Source organism: Luteibacter sp. KNZ12-1A, from assembly GCF_056755675.1.
This window is the reverse complement of the sequence record NZ_JBPGXU010000031.1, coordinates 1-18782: the sequence shown is the minus strand read 5'-3', so window position 1 is coordinate 18782 and position 18782 is coordinate 1. Positions and strand designations below refer to the sequence as shown.

Sequence of the window (18782 nt, the reverse complement as noted above, 5' to 3'; positions counted from 1 at the left end):
CCCTGTCGGCGAGGGGAGCTTGTCGTAACCTGGCCCGCTGCCGCGGGATCGCCGCTGAAGCGGCTCCCACGGAAGCGTGGCTCCGACCGGGGCGTCTTTATCGGGATTCGCCCATGTTTATCGGGATGCGCCCATGGGCTGGCTCAGGCTTCCGCCAGCATGTCCGACAGCGTTTCTTCCAGCTGCTCCAGGTCCGGAATCACGGCCGTGTCGTCGCGCACCAGCACGCGGGCGCGTACGCCGAACGGCAGCTCATGCCCGTCGTGCGTGGGCAGCAGCAGTTCCGCGTTGAGCGTGGTCAGGCGCGGGAAACCGTGCGTGAGCACCGCGATGTAAGGCATGTCCGGGCGATGGCCGACGGCCTTGAGCACGGCCACGCGCGACGCCTGGGGCGGTGCATCGTCGGCCAGGCTCGCCACATGGTCGAAATTCACCAGCGGGATGCTCCAGCCACGCCAGGCGATACGGCCGAGCAGCCATGCCGGCGCATCCGCGACCGGCTCCACGCCCGCGAGGGTGATCACTTCGGCCACCGCCGCGTTGGGCAACAGCAAGCGGACGCCACCGCTGGGAATCAGGACGCAGCGGATTTCGCGCGGTAACGGCTCGCTCATGGGAATTCCTCGATCAGTTTCTGCGCCAGCGCGTGCACATCGCCGGCATAGCCCGCCACGCGTTCTTCGCGAATGCCGGCGACCATGTGGCCCGCCTCGTCCTCCGGCGGCACGGTTTCGACCCATACGCGGCCACCGGCGTCGTATACCGCTTGCGCACCGGCGACGGCATCGTTGCCGCGCCCGGCGAAGACGATCGCCAGCGCATCGGCGCCGAAGCCACCGGCGATGGTGCTGAGGATGCCGTCGATCGAAGGCCCCGCCGCGTTGGCCGCGCTGCCATCTTCGCGTACTGTGACGCTACCGTCGCGGCGGATCTGCACGTGCGAACCGCGCGGCACGACGAGGCATTCGCCATGCGCGGTGTACGGACGAGCGCCGGCGACATGCGCGCGGCCCAGGCGCGAAGCGAACGCCTGGGAATCGCCGTCGTGGTGCGCCACCACGAGCAAGACCCCGGGAAGGCGCTCGGGTAGCGCGGCAAGGAAGGCCGCGATCGAAGCTTCGCTTTCCTTCGCGCCGCCCAGCGCGATCACCCGGCGCACGGCGCGCGGCGCCGCCTCGAGGAACATTTCATGGGAGAACTGTCCGTCGGTGGACGGGGCCACCGCTTCTTCCATCGACACCAGTTCGAGGGTGAAGCCCGCTTCGATCCCATGCGAGCCGTCGTCGACGACATCCTGTGCAAGGTATTCGGCGGCGCTGATGGTTTCGATGCCGAAGTCGGCCGCCGCGACGCGTGCCACCGGCTCGGCCACGATGGTGTCGTGGTCGACGAGGTCCCACTCCGGCACCGGCGGCGGCACGTACTCGGTCGCGCGCCCTTCGATCTGCAAGGGCGCGGGCGTTTCCCCGACCGTCGCCGGCGACGCCTCGTCCATGGATTCGAGGCTGAAACGGCCGGCATCGAATCCGTTCTCGGGCGCGGGGGCCGGGGCCGGTGTTTCCTCGATCACCTCGAAGCCGGACAGGTCGAGCGACGCCAGTTCGGTCAGCTCCACAGGCGTGGAAGGCAGGCTATCGAGACCATCGGACTCATCGAGCGAGGCAGCGTCGGTATCGGCGAGCAACGCTTCGAGTTCCGCCGCGAGGTCGGCCGGGTCGGCATCCATGTCTTCCGCGTCGGCATCGGACAAAGGCGTGGAGAAAGTCAGTTCGTCGGTGAATTCATCGGCGACGCCGGCCGCGTCGTAGGGCGGGACGGCCGTAGCCACATCGGGCTCGGCCATCGGCGTTTCCGCATAGCCATGACTGCCGGTGATCGCCAGGTCGTCCACGAGCGGCTCGTCGAGCACGACCTCGACGGGCGCGGCGACGCCGGCCATGGCGGTTACGCGTGGCTCGATCTCGCGCGCATCTTCGGGGCGCGGCGGGTCCTGGGCCATTTCGCCGACGAGCTTGGCGGCGAGATGGCGTGCCCAGCGGGCGCGGTCCCAGCCTTCCAGCTTGCGGCTGACATCCGCGTCGTTGAAGACGAGGCGCGGATACCCGCCTTCCACCGTGTCGTAGAGACGATCCAGGTCGGCATCGCTGGGGTCGTCCAGATCGACGACCACGACGTTCGCCGATGACCCGACCAGTTCGGCGGGCGCGAACGAACCGAGGTCCGATTCGTAGACGATCCGTGCACCCTGCTCGACGAGCGCGTCGCGCAGGTGGGCGGAGAGGCTCCCATCGTCGAACAACAACGCGACCCGCGACTCGCGATCAACCATGATGGGCTCCGAGCACGTCGTTGATCTGCACGATGAGGTCGTTCTCCTGGTATGGCTTGCCGATATAGCGGTCCACGCCGATATCGAAGGCACGCTGGCGGTGCTTGTCGCCGGTACGCGACGTGATCATGATGATCGGCACCCCCGCGAGACGTTCGTCCGCCTTCATCTGCGTCGCCAGTTCATAACCGTCCATGCGCGGCATCTCGATGTCGAGCAGCATGAGGTCGGGCACGCGCTCGTTCAGTTTTTCGAGCGCGTCCACGCCATCCTTCGCCGTCATTACCTCGAACTCGTGGCGCTCGAGCACACGGCCGGTCACCTTGCGCATGGTGATCGAATCGTCGACCACCATCACCAGCGGCTTCACGCGTACTTCGTCCTGCGCACGCGGTGCGTGCGGCACCAGGGCCTCGGCTTCGAACGCGCGGCGCGCCACGCCGTGGCGGACCAGCGGCGCGAGGTCGAGAATCATCAGCACCGAACCGTCGCCCATGATCGTCGCGCCGAGGATGCCCGGCACCGAACTCACCTGCGGGCCGACCGGCTTGACCACGATTTCGCGCGAACCGAGCACGGCATCGACACGGATCGCGGCGCGCAGGTCGCCCGACCGCGCGAGCAGGAGCGGAATGTCGCCCTCGTCCGGTGTCGAGACGACATGCAGGCCGAGCAACTGCGGCAGGTCGTGGATGCCGTAGTCCTCACCCACGTATTCGAAGCTGGGCTGGTCGTCGGCCATGCGGTGGGCCAGTTCGTTCGGCGCCACGCGTGCCACGCCATGCACCGACGTCATCGGGATGGCGAAGTTGGTTTCGCCGATACGCACGATCAGGGCCTGGGTCACCGCGAGGGTGAACGGCAGGCGCATGACGAAGGTGGTGCCCATGCCCTTCTGCGACTCGATGCCGAGGGTACCGCCGAGCTGCTTGATCTCGTTGGCGACCACGTCCATGCCCACGCCGCGGCCGGCCACCTGGGTGACCTTCTCGGCCGTGGAGAAACCGGGAACCTGGGTGAGCTGGAAGATCTGGTCGTCGGATACACGGGCGTCCGGGCGCAGCAGGCCACGCTCGATCGCCTTGGCCCTGATCGCGTCGCGATCCATGCCGGCACCGTCGTCGGAAAGCCGCACCACCACTTCGGTGGCTTCGCGGGCCACCTGGATGCGTACCGTGCCTTCGGGGTTCTTGCCCGCGGCCTCGCGTGCCTCCGGCGGTTCGATGCCGTGCGCGACGGCATTGCGCAACATGTGCTCGAACGGCGCCTTGATGCGGTCGAGCATGTTGCGGTCCATTTCGCCGTTGGCACCCTCCACCACGAGCTGCGCGCGCTTGCCCACGTCCGAGGCGGCCTGGCGCAGCGTACGGCGCAGGTTCGGCACCATCGCGTCGAACGGCAACATGCGCGTCTGCATGAGGCCTTCCTGCAATTCCGCGTTCACCCGCTGCTGCTGGAGCAGGAGGTTCTCGGACTGGCGGGTCAACTCGTCGAGGATCGTCTGCAGCGACACGAGGTCGGATACCGACTCGGCCAGTGCACGCGAGTACTGCTGCAACTGCGAGAAGCGGTCGAGCTCGAGCGGATCGAAGGCCGCCACGCCCGTGTCGCGGTGCTCCTGGTGATAACGCGCGATGATCTGCGCCTCGGTCTCGATCTCGAGCATGCGCAGCTGGCTTCGCAGTCGGCTGACCGTCTGCTCGTGCTCGGTGAGCGCCGAACGGAAGCTCGCCGTCTGCTGTTCCAGGCGAGAACGGTAGATCGAGACCTCGCCCGCGTGGTTGACCAGCGTGTCGAGCATGTCGGCTCGGACGCGGATCTGCTCCTGCGAGGCACGCTGGAGTTCCTCTTCCTCGAATTCGGGCAGGAGGTCGGGCAGATCGCGTTCGATCGCGTGCGTCGGCTCCGGCTCGTGGATCGGTTCGGGGAGTACCGGCGCGTATTCGACGATCGCGGCTTCGCGTTCCTCGCGGTACGTCTCGGCCGTGACGGTGTCGGGTGCGATCGGTGCGCCGGCAAGCCGTGCGAACGGTTCGATATCCGCGTCGGTCAAGGCGATCGGCTTGCCCAGGGCGATGCTCTGGATCATGCCATGCAGGCGGTCGAAGCCGGCCTCGGTCGCCTCGATGGCGGGACGGTCGCTCTCGCGCTGGCCACCGGCCACCGCGTCGAGCAGCGCTTCCATCGCGTGGGACAGGTCGCCGACCGCGGCCATGCCGGCCATGCGCGCACTGCCCTTCAAGGTATGCAGGTCACGTTGCAGCGCGGTCACGTGCTCGGCCTGTTCCGGCTCGGCACGCCACGACGCCAGCGCGGCATCGGCATGATCCAGGATCTCGCGCCCTTCCTCGATGAAAACCTCGAGCAAGTCGGGATCGATATCGGCATAAGGCGACAGCTCCGGCACCAGCGCCGCCACCGGCTCGTCGGCCGGCGTATGCACCGGCTCGGCCAGCGCCTCGTGCGACTGGTCCTCGATGACCACCGGCTCGAACACACCCTCGGGCCCGGCGGTCTCGCTGGGCAACTCGACTTCGGCGGCAGGCTCGATGGGAAGCTCGGCTTCGGCAGGCGCGGTGGGAGCCGACCCTGTCGGCGATTCCTGCGGAGCGAGCAGTTCGTCCGCAACGAACCCCTCCTCCTCCGACACCGTCTCGTCGATCTCTTCCTCGACGACGAGCGGTTCGACCAGCCCATCGTCCGTATGCAACACGTCGCCGTCATGCGTCATCGGCTGCGGCAGCGATGGCTCGGCCGACTCCTCGCCCACCAGCGCACGCCACGTGGCGTCTTCCTCGGCGTCGAAGGCCAGAATCGGCTTGACCTCGCCTTCCGGCTTGTCGATCTCGAAGTTTTCGAAGCGCTCCAGCGACGCCAGCAGTTCGGCGGTGAAGTCGTCGCCACCACCGACTGGTTCGACCGGCGCCAGCTCGATCCCGGGAAGCTCGCCTTCTTCTTCCGCGATCTCGTCGGCGATCAACGCCTCGTCGAGCGACGGAACGGTCGTGGCTTCCGCCTGCTCCGGCAGATAGGCTTCCGCCGTTTCCGCGGACGCCTCGACGGAGCCCGCGTCGACGGGCGATTCATCTTCGGCGAGTTCGTCATCGAGCGGCAGCGGATCGGGCTCGTACAGGATGTGCGCAACCGTCGCTTCCGGTTGCTCGTCGCGCAGGGCGACGATGCGCGCGGCCAGCGATGCCACGTCCGGCACGCGCGGATCGGGCGCGTCGAACTGTTCCATCACGTGATCGACCAGGTCCGCCGTGTCGGTCAGCGCATCGACGCCTTCCTTGCTCAACGGCAGGCCCGTGGCGCGCACGCGCTTGACCAGGCCCTCCAGCGGCGCGAGCACCTGGATCAGCACGGGGATGTCGACCATGCCGATCGCACCGTGCAACGTATGCACGGCCCGCAGCAGGGCGTCGTCCACATGAAGCTCGCCATCGCCGGCGCGGGCCAGGTTGGCGCGAATCACGTTGAGATACTGCGCCACTTCGGTACGCAGGATGTCCAGCAGGACCGAATCCACGGGCGGCAGCGGCGGCGCGACATAGGCGGGCTCGCTGAACGCGGCCTCCACCGATGCAGCGCTGTCTTCCACCGGCGCCGGCGCCTGGCCATAGGCGGCGAAACCCGCCGTGGGCACCGCGGCGATGGTGTCGCGCGGCACGCGGCGCTTGACCTTGCTGCGAACGCGGTGGATGGAACTGCGCGCGACGTCCTCGACGAAGGCGACGTCGCCCATGGCCAGGCGGTCCGCGGTTTCCATGATCGCCGCGATCGGCGCGCCTGGCGTGGCATCGCCCTCGAGCGCGGCCTTGAGTTGCGGCAATGCCTCGACGGCATGACGCACGAGCGCCTGCACGCCTTCATGCGGCCCGATCGAACCGTCGAGCACGCGGTTGAGCATGTTCTCGACCTTCCAGGCGAACTCGCCCAGCAGGCGTGCGCCGACGAGACGGCCCGAACCCTTCAGCGTATGGAACGAACGGCGGATGGGCACCAGCGCATCGCTGCGTTCGGGGTCGGTCAACCAGTGGCCCAGGCCGGCGCGGAGATTGGCGATTTCCTCATCGGTTTCTTCGAGGAAGATCTCGCGAATCTCGTCGTCGATGCCATCCACGGTGATCTGGAAGCCGGCGAACTCGGCCATGCCGTGGCCGCCGACGTCCTGCTCGACCTCTTCCTCGATCTCGATCCAGTCTTCCTCGCCAACGGCCGCGGCAGGCACCGGCACGGCGCCGGCATCGCGGGACGCCGCGGCGATCTCTTCGTCGGTGGGCGGCTCGTCGACGAGATCGAAGCTGTCGGCGAAGCTGGATACCGTCTCGCCTGCATCGACGCTGGTCGACGGCACGGCGATATGCTCGATGGCCGCCGCCTCGATCTCTTCGAGCGCACCCTCGCCGAGCGCCTCGTTGCCCTCGCCGTCCACCGGCACCGGCCAGTAACCGAGTTCGGCCAGGCTTTGCTGGGTCACGTCGAGGATGTGTTCCAGTCCGCCACGGTGCTCGCGCGCGGCTTCGAGGTAGTACTCGAGCGCGGCCAGCGCATCGGCCAGGCGATCCATCTGGGTACCGTTCGGCACGCGGCGGTCGCCAAGCAACTCACGATGGATGAACAAGCCGATGCCGTCGGCCAGCTCGGCCGGACGCGCCGCGCCGAGCATGCGCATCGCACCGCCGATCTCGGCCATCAATTCGGGCGCGCCAGCGAGTTGTTCGTGGTCCCACGACGATTCGACGAACCCGACGATCGCGTCCTTCACCTTGGACGTATTCGCGGTGGCTTCACGCATGAGCGTGGCCAGGATGTGCCGCGCCTCGCTGCGCGGCAGCGGTGCCGGGCCGAGGTCGCTCGACGACGAGGGATGTTCGCCCTCCGCGCCCAGGCGTTCGATATGGTCGTCCAGCGACGCTTCGACATAGAGAAGCGCGCCGGCGACGTCGAGCAACGATTCCTCGTCCGGCGCGCGCGCTCCCGTGGCGATCTCGCCGAGGATGCGGCGCTGCTCACCCACGACACGGCGCGGCACGCCCAGGGCGAGCATGCCCAGCGTGTCGCCCACGCGATCGAGTACGTCGGTCTGCAAGCCCAATTGGGCCGGGTCGCCATCGGGACGGCGCAGGAACAGGTCGAGCGCTTCCTTCACCCGCAGCAGGTCGTCCTTGATCGCCGCCGACACGGTGTCGAGCAGGGCACGGTTGTGGCCGGACATCGAGCCACGGGCGTGCTCGAGCTCGGCGGCCTGCGGCAGCAGGCCATCGAGACGGTAGGTCTGGCGCAGTTCCTCGATACGCTCGCTGCCCGGCTTGGCCTGGGCGACGTAATACAGGAGCTTGCGCGCGAGTTCGTCGGAATCGCCGTTCTGCAGCGCTTCCTCGCCGCCGTCGACGAGCTCGCGAATGGAGCGGTCGACGCGACCGATGAGCTGGCGCACGTCTTTTTCGTGGGCGCGCAACACGCCGCGCTCCAGACCCTCCAACACGCCGGCGGCGATCCACCACAGGCGCCGCCCGGCGATCGTGTAGCAACGCGCGGCGAGGCTGTCGAGCGTCGCGCGCATGCCCAGCAATTGGCGTTCGTTGCCCTGCCCGCGGAACCAGGCCAGCAACTGCTGCTGGAACCTCACGCGCAGGTCGCCCAGTTCGGCGCGATGGGCCTCGGCCACCCCCGGATGGGCGGCGCCGGGCGCCGTCGCCGGAAGCATGGTGTCGAGGTTGGGCGTGAACAGGGCGGACTCGTGCAGCGACTGCTCGCCCCGGCTTTCGCGCAGGTCGTTGAGCAGCGGCAACAGCACGATGGGCACGTCGCGGTGACCGCTCTGCAAACGCTCCAGGTAATCGGGCATCTGCATCATGCCGCGCATCAGCGCGGCATAGGCGTCGTCGCGGTGGACGACGCGGTTGTCGATCAGCGCGGCGACCAGCTGCTCCATTTCGCCGACGACCATCGCGGCGCCATAGAGCTCGACCATACGCAACGTGCCGTGGACCTGGTGCAGGTCCGCCGCGCAGGTGTGCATGACATAGGCGTCGCGCGAGTCCTCGACGTAGGATTCGAGGGCCTGGCGTGCCTTGGACAAGGCGTCGTCGAGCTCGGCCTTGACCCAGTGCAGCGTGGTGAAATCGGTATGGTCTTGGAGTCTCACTGCATTAGCCCGGCAGCTTGAAGTTCGCGACGGACAGGCGCAGGTCGTTCGCGAGCTGGGCCAGGTTTCCGATGGACTCGGCGGTCTGGCTGGCACCCAGCGATGTCTGCGAGGTGATCTCCTGGATGACGTTCATCGTCGCCGAGGTGTCGGTGGCCGCCGCGGACTGCTGGCGGGCCGCCGCGGAGATGTTCTGAATCAGCGCCGAGAGGTCGTTCGACACGCGCTCGATGTCACCCAGCGCCGTGCCCGCGTCCTCGGCCAGTCGTGCGCCCGCGACCACCTCGGCGGTGGTCTGTTCCATCGAGCTCACCGCTTCGTTGGTATCGGACTGAATGGTCTGGACCAGGGTCTCGATTCGCTTGGTCGCGCTCGCCGAACGTTCGGCGAGGCGCTGCACTTCGTCCGCGACCACCGCGAAGCCGCGGCCCGCCTCGCCGGCCGATGCCGCCTGGATGGCCGCGTTCAGGGCGAGGATGTTGGTCTGCTCGGCGATGTCGTTGATGAGTTCCACGATCGAGCCGATTTCCTGCGACGACTCACCCAGGCGCTTGATGCGCTTGGACGTCTCCTGGATCTGGTCGCGAATGGAGTCCATGCCCTGGATGGTCTCGCGCACCACTTCCGCGCCGCGCGAGGCGATCTGCACCGAGCGCTGGGCCACGTCGGCCGATTCGGCCGAATCCTTCGACACCGTATCCATCGAGGTGGCGATCTGGTTGATCGCGGAGGTGGCCGAGGTGATCTGCTGCGCCTGTTGCTCCGCCGCGTCGGCGAGGTGCATGGCGGTGGCCTGGGTCTCCTGCGCCGCCGCGGAGACACGCACCGCGGTCTCGTTGATGGTGGTGACGAGGTTGCGCATCTCGTCGACGGCGGAGTTCATGGCGTCCGCGATGGCGCCCGTGATGTCCTCGGTGACGGTGGCCTTGATGGTCAGGTCGCCTTCGGCGAGCGTGCCCATCTCGTCCAGCAAGCGCATGATCGCGGTCTGGTTACGCTGGTTCAGGTCGGAAGTGGTCTCGAAGCGGCGGCGCTGGTCGCGCACCAGGTTGTAGACCAGCAGCAGGGCGAACAGCACGGCGCCGATGGCGCCGAGCAGGCCCCACCACACGTTCGGGAACAGGCGGGTCAGCGGCAGCTTGGCGATCTGCTCGGCCGATTCGTTGGCGCGGAGCAGCACCGTCTGGGAATCGAGGGAAGCCTGGTTGCCGGCGCGCTTCACGTCCTGCAGGTTCGGCGAGGCGGTGACCAGCTGGCCGACTGGATCGACCAGTTCCGTCCAGGAGGTCTGCATGCCTTCGAGGATCTTGCGCGCGTTGGCGTCGCTGATGGCACGCACGCCGCCGTCCGGATTGCCGTCGATGAGGCCCTTCAACACCGCGCCGTAGAGCTGCGCGTCGCGGGAAAGGCCATCCGCCGCCGACTGGGCACCGTCGCCACCCTGCAGGATCTCCTGCACGCGGCGGATCATGCGGTCGGCCATCAGCATCCAGCGCGCGATGGTGAAGGTCTGCTCCACCGAGGCGTTCTTCTGCTGGACGATGTTCAACACTTCGTCGGTGCGCGCGTTCAACAGCGGCATCTGCTTGGAGAACAGATCGGCGCGTTCGCCCGAGGACAGCACGAGGTCCTTGTTGGAAAGGATCTTGCCGATGTCCGCGTCGAGCTGGTGCCAGGCATTGGCCAGCGCGCCGATCGCGCGACCGGCGGGCGCGGCGTTGGCGCTGGCGTCGGCATAGGCCGGCATGCCGGTCTTGTCGTCGCCCTTGACCAGGCGCTGCACGGCCGAATCGATCGTGTTTCGCGTGGCCGACAACTCACGGAACGAATCGCGATTGCCGTCCGACGCCTCCAGTGCGTACTTCGCGGTCTGCTGCGAAAGCACCTGCACCTGGGTCGTCAGCGCGATGGCCTCGCGGTCCTCGCCGTTCTTGTTGTTCAGCCACCAGAAGTCGACCGACGCCAAACCGATCGCCAGGAGAAGGAACACGATGACGATCGTGTACCCGCGTTCCCGGCCTGCGCCGCCTGCTGTCGTGCTCATATCCACCTCACCCAAACCTGGCAAAGCTAGCCACCGGCGCCTCGACGAGGCCGCCGGCAAGACGAAGCGGTCGCGCTGACCGCCCCTCCGTTCCCATCGCGAAGCCGGCCATGCCGTCTCCACCTATCCTGTCAGGGGCCAGCCACCCGGCCGTCCCCCTCCCCCAATGAGGCGCCTTACAACGCCGCCTGCCTGAAATCCGGCGCACGAACCAGCCGGCTCATGCTGAACAAGCCGAAGCTCTGCTCACCCAGTTGCACGTTCTCCGCGACGAAGCGCGCCAGCCGCGGATCGTGCTCTTCCTCGCCCGTGCCCCGCTGCGTCTCGTCCATCGTACGCTGGCCGAACACTTCATCCACCAGCAGACCCACCGTGCCGCCATGCTGGCGCACGAGCAGCAAGCGCGTGCGCTCCGACGACGGCGTGCGTTCATCGAACAGGAACCGGCCAAGATCGATCGCCGGCACCAGGTTGCCACGCACGTTGGCCACGCCCATCAGCCACGGCTGCGTACCGGGCACGTTGGTCAGCGGCGGCACGGCCAGCAATTCGTTGATTTCCTCGATGCCGCTGACGAAGGCGCGGCGGCCCACGCGAAAACCGATGCCTCGCCACAGGCCCAGGGTGTCCACGCGCTCGGGCGCGTCCGCCGAGTGGGCGAGACACGCCCTCTCGTAGCGGGCGAGGAGTTCGAAAGGCGTAAGGGAGGCGTTCTCGCTCATGGCGCCCTCAATGCGTCTTGTTCGGCAGGAGGCTGGCGATGGTCGAGAGCAGCTCCTTTTCGTTCACCGGCTTGGTGATGAACGCCTTGGCGCCCTGGCGCAGGCCCCACACCCTGTCGGTTTCCATGGACTTGGTCGTGATCATCACCACGGGCACGTCCGCCGTCGCCGGGTCCCGGCTCAGCGTACGGGTGGCCTGGAAACCGTTCATGCCCGGCATGATCACGTCCATGATCACCAGGTCGGGCTTGTTCGCACGGATGCGATCGAGGCCGGCCTCGGCGTTGTCGACGCTGGAAACGGAGAAACCCGCCTTCTCGAGCAGCGTGGTGAACACGCGGACGTCGGTGGGCGAGTCGTCGATGATGAGAATGTTTGCCACACGTCCCCCTGGACGTCGTCTAGCGGTGGTGTTCGGTCAGTTCGCCTTCGCGTACCGATGGATCGCGCCGAGTAGCTCGTCGCGGGTGAACGGCTTGGTGAGGTACTGCTCCGCGCCCACGATGCGGCCACGGGCCTTGTCGAACAGGCCGTCCTTGGAGGACAGCATGATCACCGGCGTGCCGCGGAACTGGGCGTTGTTCTTGATCAGTGCGCAGGTCTGGTAGCCATCCAGGCGCGGCATCATGATGTCGACGAAGATGATGTTCGGCTTCTGGTCGGAAATCTTGGCCAGGGCCTCGAAACCGTCGACCGCGGTGAGTACGTCGCAGCCTTCCTTCTTCAGCAGGGTCTCGGCCGTGCGTCGGATGGTTTTCGAATCGTCGATGACCATGACCCGCAACCCGGTCAGGTCGTTACCACGTCCGTTTTCGTTCACTGCGCCCCCGTGCCACGCAAAAAAACCGCAAATCCCGTCGCAGGATAGCCGGTTTCGTGCCGACTATTCCGTGCGCCAGGTCGATGTCCGGAACCCATGGCTCCAGCGGTCCGCTCTTCGGCGTTCCTCCCGTCCGCTGTTTAATGGTTGGCCGGGGCGCCGTCAAGATGAATTGTTCTTAAAGGAAAAGTTCCGCCTGCCGAATTCGCCCCAATTCTGCCCGCCTTGACTAGACTTGGCACCTTTCCTGCCTACCGGGACATCTCCATGCCGCTCTCCGTCGCCGTCCTGATGGACCCCATCCGCGCCATCAAGATCGCCAAGGACACCACCTTCGCCATGCTGCTGGAGGCCTCCCGCCGTGGGCACGCCCTGCTTTACATGGAACAGGGCGACCTCGCCCTGCGCGATGGCGAGGCATGGGCACGCCTGCGCCCGCTCACCGTGAAGGAGGATCCCTCCGGCTGGTTCACCCTCGGTGAACCGGTGTGGCGTCCGCTGGGCGAGGTCGACATCGTCCTGGCCCGCAAGGATCCGCCGGTCGACCCCCAGTTCGTCTACGACACCATGGTGCTGGAACGTGCCCAGCGGGCGGGCTGCAAGGTGGTGAACGACCCACGTTCGCTGCGCGACTGCAACGAGAAGCTGTTCGCCCTGGACTTTCCGCAGTGCATCGTGCCGACCCTGGTCTCGCGCGACCGGGACGAACTGAAGCAGTTCGTCGCCCGCCATGGCGAGGCCGTGCTGAAGCCGCTGGACGGCATGGGCGGGCGCGGGATATTCCGCGTCAAGGCCGGCGACAGCAACCTCAACTCCATGCTCGAGACCCTGCTGGACGGCGCCCGCCATTTCGCCATCGCGCAGAAATACATCCCCGAGATCACCGCCGGCGACAAACGCATCCTGCTGATCGACGGCGAGCCTGTGCCCTACGCGCTGGCCCGCATCCCCCAGGGTGACGAGTTCCGCGGCAACCTGGCCGCCGGGGGCAAGGGCGAGGGGATCCCCCTGTCCGACCGCGACCGCTGGATCGCCGCCCAGGTCGGCCCGGAACTGGTCCGCCGGGGGCTCCGCTTCGTCGGCCTGGACGTGATCGGCGACTACCTGACCGAGATCAACGTCACATCTCCGACAGGCGTGCGCGAACTGGACGCCCGCTTCGGCATTAACATCGCCGGGCTGATGTTCGACGCGATCGAGGCCCGATGACGACCCGCACCACCGGCGCCGATCTGTTCGGCGCGACCCTGCTGTTCTCGCTGCTGTTGCACGGTGTCGTCATCCTCGGCATCACCTTCGAGGCGGAGAAGCCCAGACCGAGCGTGCCCACGCTCGATGTCACCCTTGTGGACGTCGCCAACCAGGAAGCGCCGGACAAGGCGGACTTCCTCGCCCAGGCCAATAATTCGGGCGGTGGCGACCGGGACAAGGCCGCCCGCCCGTCGGAACGCGCATCCGGCCCCTTGCCCACGCGCAACCCCGGCGATGCGGCCGAACCCACCGAGGCCCGTGCGCCCATGCCACGCGAGGCCACGCCGGACCCACTCCTCACCACCTCGGGCGAGACGGCTTTCGCGGTCGATACCAAGCGTGAACAGACCGAGCAAAAGGAACGGCCCCTGCCCGTCTCCGACGACGAGGCGCAGCGCAAGCTGGAAATGGCGAAGCTGGCGGCCGAGGTCCGCGACCAGTCGCAGGCGTACGCGAAGCGCCCGAAGAAGAAGTTCATCTCCTCGAACACGCGCGAGTATGCCTACGCCGCCTACATGAAGGGTTGGGTCGGCCGCGTGGAACGCGTGGGCAACCTCAACTATCCCGACGAGGCGCGGCGCCAGGGGCTGCATGGCGAACTGGTGCTCACCGTGGGCCTGAACCGCGATGGATCGATCAAGAGCATGGATGTGATCAAGAGTTCCGGGCAGAAGCTGCTCGACGACGCCGCCCAGCGTATCGTCCGCCTCGCCGCGCCCTTCCCCGCCCTGCCTTCGGACAAGGCCCGGGTGGACGAGTTGTATATCACGCGTACCTGGCAGTTCCTGCCGGGGAATGTGTTGCGCAACTACTGAGCCGTCGCCGACGAAGGCGGCTCCCACAGGGGTTGCGAGCCATCGCCGACAGGGTCGGCTCCCACCAGATAGGTAGGTCCCCGCCAGATAGGTAGGCTTCCGCCGGGTAGGTGGGTTCCCGCCAGATGGGTGGACTCCCGCCGGGTCGGGCGGGTTTCCCGATGACGTGTGGGAGCCGACCCTGTCGGCGATTCAACGTGCCGGCAACAACTGGTCCGCCTCGCTCACATACGCCTTCCCCGCCTTCCGATCCCACACGCACAACTCCCGCCCCGGCCGGTTGTTCATGTGCTTCTGTGGGTAACGCCCGGCCAGCACCAGCGCCGTGACCGGCACCCGGTCGTCGTACCGGATCGGAGCGCCCACCGGCTTCGCATCCTTCAGGCCGCTGGCCGCGATGCAGGCGCTGGTCAGCCGTTGGTCGTAGTCCTTCCAGGCGCCCGGCGCGGAGGCCGGCGCAACCCCGGCGAAGCCGGCGGAAATCAGCACGAAACCCTTGATAAACATTACTTTTCGCACGATGCCATCTCCTTGTGATCGTGCGCACACGGTAAGCGCGACGCACTGAACATTCGCACACGGCTCATGTTCGTAACGGCTACAATGCAGCCATGACGATCGCCAATACCTTCGCGGGGCAATTCCTCATCGCCATGCCCACGCTGGCCGAGCCGCCCTTCGCGCGCGGGGTCGCCTTCCTCTGCCAGCATGGCGAAGACGGCGCGGTCGGCCTGTTGATCAACCAGATATCCGAGTACCGCCTGGGCGACGTCCTCGCCCAGATGAAACTCCAGTGCGACGACCCGGAGATCGCCGACTACCCCGTCCTCATCGGCGGCCCCGTCCAGCAGGAACGCGGCTTCGTCCTCCACCGCGAACCGGGCAACTGGGATTCCAGCTATCGCGTGAACGACGACTGGTCGGTCACCACGTCGCGCGACATCCTCGTGGCCATGGCCGCGGGCGAAGGCCCGCGCCGCGCCGTCGTCACGCTCGGCTACGCCGGCTGGGACGCCGGGCAACTCGAGCAGGAAGTGATGGACAACGCGTGGCTCACCACGCGCGCGGACGAACACATCATCTTCGACACCCCCATCGACGAACGCTGGGTCGCCGCCGCACGCAAGCTTGGCGTGCAGGACCCCTCCCAGTTGGCCGGCTACGCCGGTCACGCCTGAGCCAGGGGCACGATGAGCTGCCTGTTCGGCTTCGATGTCGGAACGAAGATCGTGGGTGTCGCCGTCGGCAATCGCCTGACCGGCACCGCCCGTGCGTTGGCGGCCGTGCCCGTCCGCGATGGCGAGCCCGACTGGCATGCGCTGGACACCTTGCGTCGCGAGTGGTTGCCGGCGGAACTGGTCGTGGGGCTGCCGCTCGACAACGACGGCAAGGAGCAACCGATGACCCGCACGGCACGGCGCTTCGCCGAGCGCATCGGCCAGCGGTACGCCCTCCCGGTGGCGTTCGCCGACGAACGCATGAGTTCGCAGGAGGCCGCCCGGCGCTTCGCCGCCGGCCGCGCCGCGGGCACCCGCAAACGTTCGGACGCGAAGTCGATCGATGCCGAGGCGGCGGCGGTCATTCTCGAGTCCTACCTTATAACCACCTTGGGGACGTCATGACACAACGCCTGCGCCACCTGACCACCCTCGAGAACATGCCGCGCGAAAACATCGAGCGCATCCTCGACCGCGCCAACAGCATGCGCGAAGCCACCGCGCACGGAACGCGAAAGCTCGACCTGCTCGCCGGCCGCACGGTGCTCAACCTCTTCTTCGAGCCTTCCACGCGTACGCGCACGTCGTTCGAACTCGCCGCACGCCGCCTCGGTGCCGACGTGATCAACTTCGACATCGGCTTCTCGTCGACCGCCAAGGGCGAAGAGTTGTTCGACACGCTGCATACGCTCGAAGCCATGCACCTGGACACGATCATCGTCCGGCACAAGGAATCGGGCACGCCGGAGTCGCTGGTCCGCCACGCGATGAGCGGGGTCGCCGTGGTCAATGCCGGCGACGGCAACCGTGCCCATCCTACCCAGGGCCTGCTCGACGCGCTGACCATCCGCAACCATCACCCGGACTTCCGCAAGCTGCGCATCGCCATCTGCGGCGACGTGCGCCATTCACGCGTGGCGCGATCGGACGTGCATGCCTTCACGGCCCTGGGCGCGAAGGAGATACGCCTCGTCGGGCCGTCCTCGCTGCTGCCCACCGAGGGCGAGCTGGACAACGTCACCTACCACGAGGACTTCGACGAAGCCATCGAAGGAGCGAACGTCATCATCATGCTGCGCCTGCAGAAGGAGCGCATGGCCTCGACCGACCTGCCCGACGAAGCCGCCTATTTCGAACGTTTCGGCCTCGATACCCGGCGCCTCGCCCTCGCCGCCAAGGGCTGCCTGGTCATGCACCCGGGCCCGATCAACCGCGGGATCGAGATCGCCCCGGAGGTCGCCGACGGGGCGCAGTCGCGCATCCTCGAGCAAGTCGGCAACGGCGTATTCGTGCGGATGGCGGTGCTGGCCGAGGTCATGGGCCGATAGGCCCGTAGGAATTTGCGCCTCTCCTGCCGTGGGGGCGCGTGGCGGCGGCGTGGTTCCGGCATAATGGCCGTACCAAGGGACCAACCAAACAACGGGATACAGAATGCGACCGACGAAGCGACTCATCGCGCTCGGCGTCGCCAGCGTGCTGCTGGCGGCCTGCGGCCACAAGGACAAGGACGCCCCGCTGGCCTTCGTGCCGGCCGACACACCCTACGTGCTGTCGAACCTCGACAAGCTCGACGACGATGCCTACGAGGCCATGATTTCGCAGGCCAATAACGAACTGCCGACCCAGGTCGCGCAGATGAAATCCGTCGCGCAGGACCTCGAAACCAAGGGCAACGCCGAAGGTGCCCGCCTGCTCAAGGCCTTCGCCGCCGAGTTCGACGGCAAGACCGCCGAGGCGGCGCTGAAGAACATGGGCCTGGACGTGAAGACCGGCTCGGCCATCTATGGCCTCGGCCTCAGCCCCGTGGCGCGCGTGGCGTTGGCCGATCCGTCCGCCTGGGAGGCCTTCGTGGGCCGCCTCGAAACCGCCTACGGCAAGAAGCTGGACACCGCCGACGCGGGTGGCCAGGCCTATCGCCACGTGACCCTGTCCGATTCCGGCGTTCAGCTGGTGATCGCGACCGTGGGCAAGCAGGCCGTCGTCTCCCTGCTCCCCGCCGATGCCGCGCAGCCGCTGGTCCGCCAGGCGCTGGGCGTCGATCGCCCGGAAAAGAGCCTGCAGGACGATGGCCGCCTCGCCGACCTCGCCAAGGACAAGGGATACAAGGACTACGCGGTCGGCCAGGTCGACCTCGTCCGCCTGTTGCCGCTGGTGGCCGCGGGCAAGGATCCCCTGTTCTCCGCGTTCCTCAAGCATCAGTCCGCCAAGACCGGTGAGCCGGTGCCCGAACTGCCGCCGAGTTGCCAGGCCGAAGCCTCGCGCATCGCGGCGCGCGTGCCGTCGCTCAGCTTCGGCTACACGCGACTGGACCTGCACCATCAGGAGCAGCGTGTGGACGTGGCGCTGGCCGACGACATCGCCAAGGCTTTCTCGGGCCTGAAGGTGGAATTGCCGGGCCTGGGCAAGGACGCCAGCGCACCGTTCGACATCAGCCTCGCGCTGCCCGTCGAGCAGATCCGCACGTTCTTCACCGCGCAGTCCGAGGCCGTGGCGGCCAAGCCGTTCGAATGCCCCGCCTTCGTCAACATGAACGACAGTTTCGCCAAGCTCGGCTCGACCATGCAGCAGGCGGCGATTCCCCCGTTCGGCGACATCCGGGGCGTGCGCATCGTGCTGGATTCGTTCAAGCCGGCCGCGGCGGGTCAGCAGATGCCGACCTTCACCGGTCGAGTCCTGCTTGCCACGCGCAACCCCGCCGGCCTCCTGGCGATGGGCCAGGCGATGTTCGGTGGCGACTTCAAGCTCGCCGGCGACGGCAAGCCCGCACCGCTGCCGCCGAACATCGGCAGCATGCTCGGCATGCCGGGCTGGGCGGCGATGAACGGACAGGCGATCGTGGTGGGCCTGGGCGAAGGCGAGGACGCCAAGCTCGACGACATGCTGATGGGTCCGATCGGCGATGCCGGCCGGCTCAACCGCCTGCACCTCAATGGCGATATGTATCGCGCATGGGTCGATGTGATGGCCGAGAAAGCGACCGCCTATGCCAAGGCGATGGACGACGCCTCCGGCGCGGATGGCGCTCCGGACGACCAGGCGACGCAGACCGCGGCCGCCCAGCGCTCCAAGGTCCAGTTCGACGCGATGAAAGCGCAGGCCGCGCGCATCGTGCAGGTCGGCGGCGAAGCGCACATGGATGAGAAGGGCCTGGTGATCTCGGGCGCCGTCGAATACAAGTAAGCGATCGTCACCGAGCAAGAAACGAGCGCCCCCTGGTGGGGCGCTTTTTTTTGATTCTTCGCGCGTGTCTGGGCTTCGTTCGGCTCGGCTTCGCCATCGCGTTGGGCTGGTGCGGCGAGGGAAGCGGTCGGGTGTTTCACACGAAAACCCCATTGTGGGGGCCGACCTTGTAGGCGATACCGCGGCAGCGGGCCCCGGTACGGCAAGCACCCCTCGCCGCCACGGTCGGGTCCCACCACAGCAGCCCACAAGC

General features: G+C 67.4%; 14 protein-coding genes. 6 read left to right on the top strand and 8 right to left on the bottom strand.

The window, feature by feature from the left end:
- Positions 1–143: 143 nt before the first annotated feature.
- The 7 genes from ACR9ZJ_RS08775 to pilG all read right to left on the bottom strand — a co-directional run bounded on the left by ACR9ZJ_RS08775 (position 144) and on the right by pilG (position 12021).
- The gene (locus tag ACR9ZJ_RS08775; RefSeq protein ID WP_481287547.1) at positions 144–614 is read right to left on the bottom strand and encodes a chemotaxis protein CheW; all 471 of its coding nucleotides are present in this window, start codon (positions 612–614) and stop codon (positions 144–146) included.
- The gene (locus ACR9ZJ_RS08770) at positions 611–2329 is read right to left on the bottom strand and encodes a chemotaxis protein CheB (protein WP_481287546.1); all 1719 of its coding nucleotides are present in this window, start codon (positions 2327–2329) and stop codon (positions 611–613) included. The genes ACR9ZJ_RS08775 and ACR9ZJ_RS08770 overlap by 4 nt, the downstream gene beginning before the upstream one ends.
- Entirely contained in the window at positions 2322–8480 is a 6159-nt protein-coding gene (locus ACR9ZJ_RS08765; RefSeq protein ID WP_481287545.1) for an Hpt domain-containing protein, read from the bottom strand. The genes ACR9ZJ_RS08770 and ACR9ZJ_RS08765 overlap by 8 nt, the downstream gene beginning before the upstream one ends.
- A 4-nt stretch (positions 8481–8484) precedes the next feature.
- Positions 8485–10524 carry a methyl-accepting chemotaxis protein gene (locus tag ACR9ZJ_RS08760; protein WP_371022111.1) on the bottom strand — a complete coding sequence of 680 codons (2040 nt, stop codon included), beginning with the start codon at positions 10522–10524 and terminating at the stop codon, positions 8485–8487.
- Between the two features lie 176 nt (positions 10525–10700).
- Positions 10701–11246, bottom strand: a complete 546-nt coding sequence (locus ACR9ZJ_RS08755) for a chemotaxis protein CheW (RefSeq protein WP_481281131.1) — start codon at positions 11244–11246, stop codon at positions 10701–10703.
- 7 nt (positions 11247–11253) lie between these two features.
- The gene (locus ACR9ZJ_RS08750; protein WP_306851614.1) at positions 11254–11628 is read right to left on the bottom strand and encodes a response regulator; all 375 of its coding nucleotides are present in this window, start codon (positions 11626–11628) and stop codon (positions 11254–11256) included.
- 36 nt (positions 11629–11664) lie between these two features.
- A complete protein-coding gene (gene pilG / locus ACR9ZJ_RS08745) occupies positions 11665–12021 on the bottom strand; it encodes a twitching motility response regulator PilG (RefSeq protein WP_371022263.1) in 357 nt (118 codons plus the stop codon).
- A 312-nt stretch (positions 12022–12333) separates the two neighbouring features.
- Here pilG and gshB point away from each other — a divergent pair, with 312 nt between their 5' ends.
- Together gshB and ACR9ZJ_RS08735 are read left to right on the top strand one after the other, a co-directional pair.
- Positions 12334–13275 carry a glutathione synthase gene (gene gshB, locus ACR9ZJ_RS08740; RefSeq protein ID WP_481281132.1) on the top strand — a complete coding sequence of 314 codons (942 nt, stop codon included), beginning with the start codon at positions 12334–12336 and terminating at the stop codon, positions 13273–13275.
- On the top strand, positions 13272–14132 hold the full coding sequence (locus ACR9ZJ_RS08735) for a cell envelope integrity TolA family protein (protein ID WP_481281133.1): 861 nt from the start codon (positions 13272–13274) through the stop codon (positions 14130–14132). Before gshB ends, ACR9ZJ_RS08735 begins: the two co-directional genes overlap by 4 nt.
- Positions 14133–14324: 192 nt before the next feature.
- Here ACR9ZJ_RS08735 and ACR9ZJ_RS08730 read toward each other — a convergent pair whose 3' ends face one another.
- Entirely contained in the window at positions 14325–14651 is a 327-nt protein-coding gene (locus ACR9ZJ_RS08730) for a hypothetical protein (RefSeq protein WP_481281134.1), read from the bottom strand.
- Positions 14652–14743: 92 nt separating this feature from the next.
- On the opposite strand from ACR9ZJ_RS08730, the gene ACR9ZJ_RS08725 reads away from it, so the two are divergent.
- The 4 genes from ACR9ZJ_RS08725 to ACR9ZJ_RS08710 all read left to right on the top strand — a co-directional run bounded on the left by ACR9ZJ_RS08725 (position 14744) and on the right by ACR9ZJ_RS08710 (position 18529).
- A complete protein-coding gene (locus ACR9ZJ_RS08725; RefSeq protein ID WP_306851623.1) occupies positions 14744–15310 on the top strand; it encodes a YqgE/AlgH family protein in 567 nt (188 codons plus the stop codon).
- Positions 15311–15322: 12 nt separating this feature from the next.
- Positions 15323–15754, top strand: a complete 432-nt coding sequence (gene ruvX, locus ACR9ZJ_RS08720; protein WP_481281135.1) for a Holliday junction resolvase RuvX — start codon at positions 15323–15325, stop codon at positions 15752–15754.
- Complete coding sequence (locus ACR9ZJ_RS08715) at positions 15751–16677, top strand: aspartate carbamoyltransferase catalytic subunit (RefSeq protein WP_481281136.1); 927 nt, start codon at positions 15751–15753, stop codon at positions 16675–16677. Before ruvX ends, ACR9ZJ_RS08715 begins: the two co-directional genes overlap by 4 nt.
- 103 nt (positions 16678–16780) lie before the next feature.
- Positions 16781–18529 carry a hypothetical protein gene (locus tag ACR9ZJ_RS08710; RefSeq protein ID WP_481287544.1) on the top strand — a complete coding sequence of 583 codons (1749 nt, stop codon included), beginning with the start codon at positions 16781–16783 and terminating at the stop codon, positions 18527–18529.
- Positions 18530–18782: the final 253 nt, after the last annotated feature.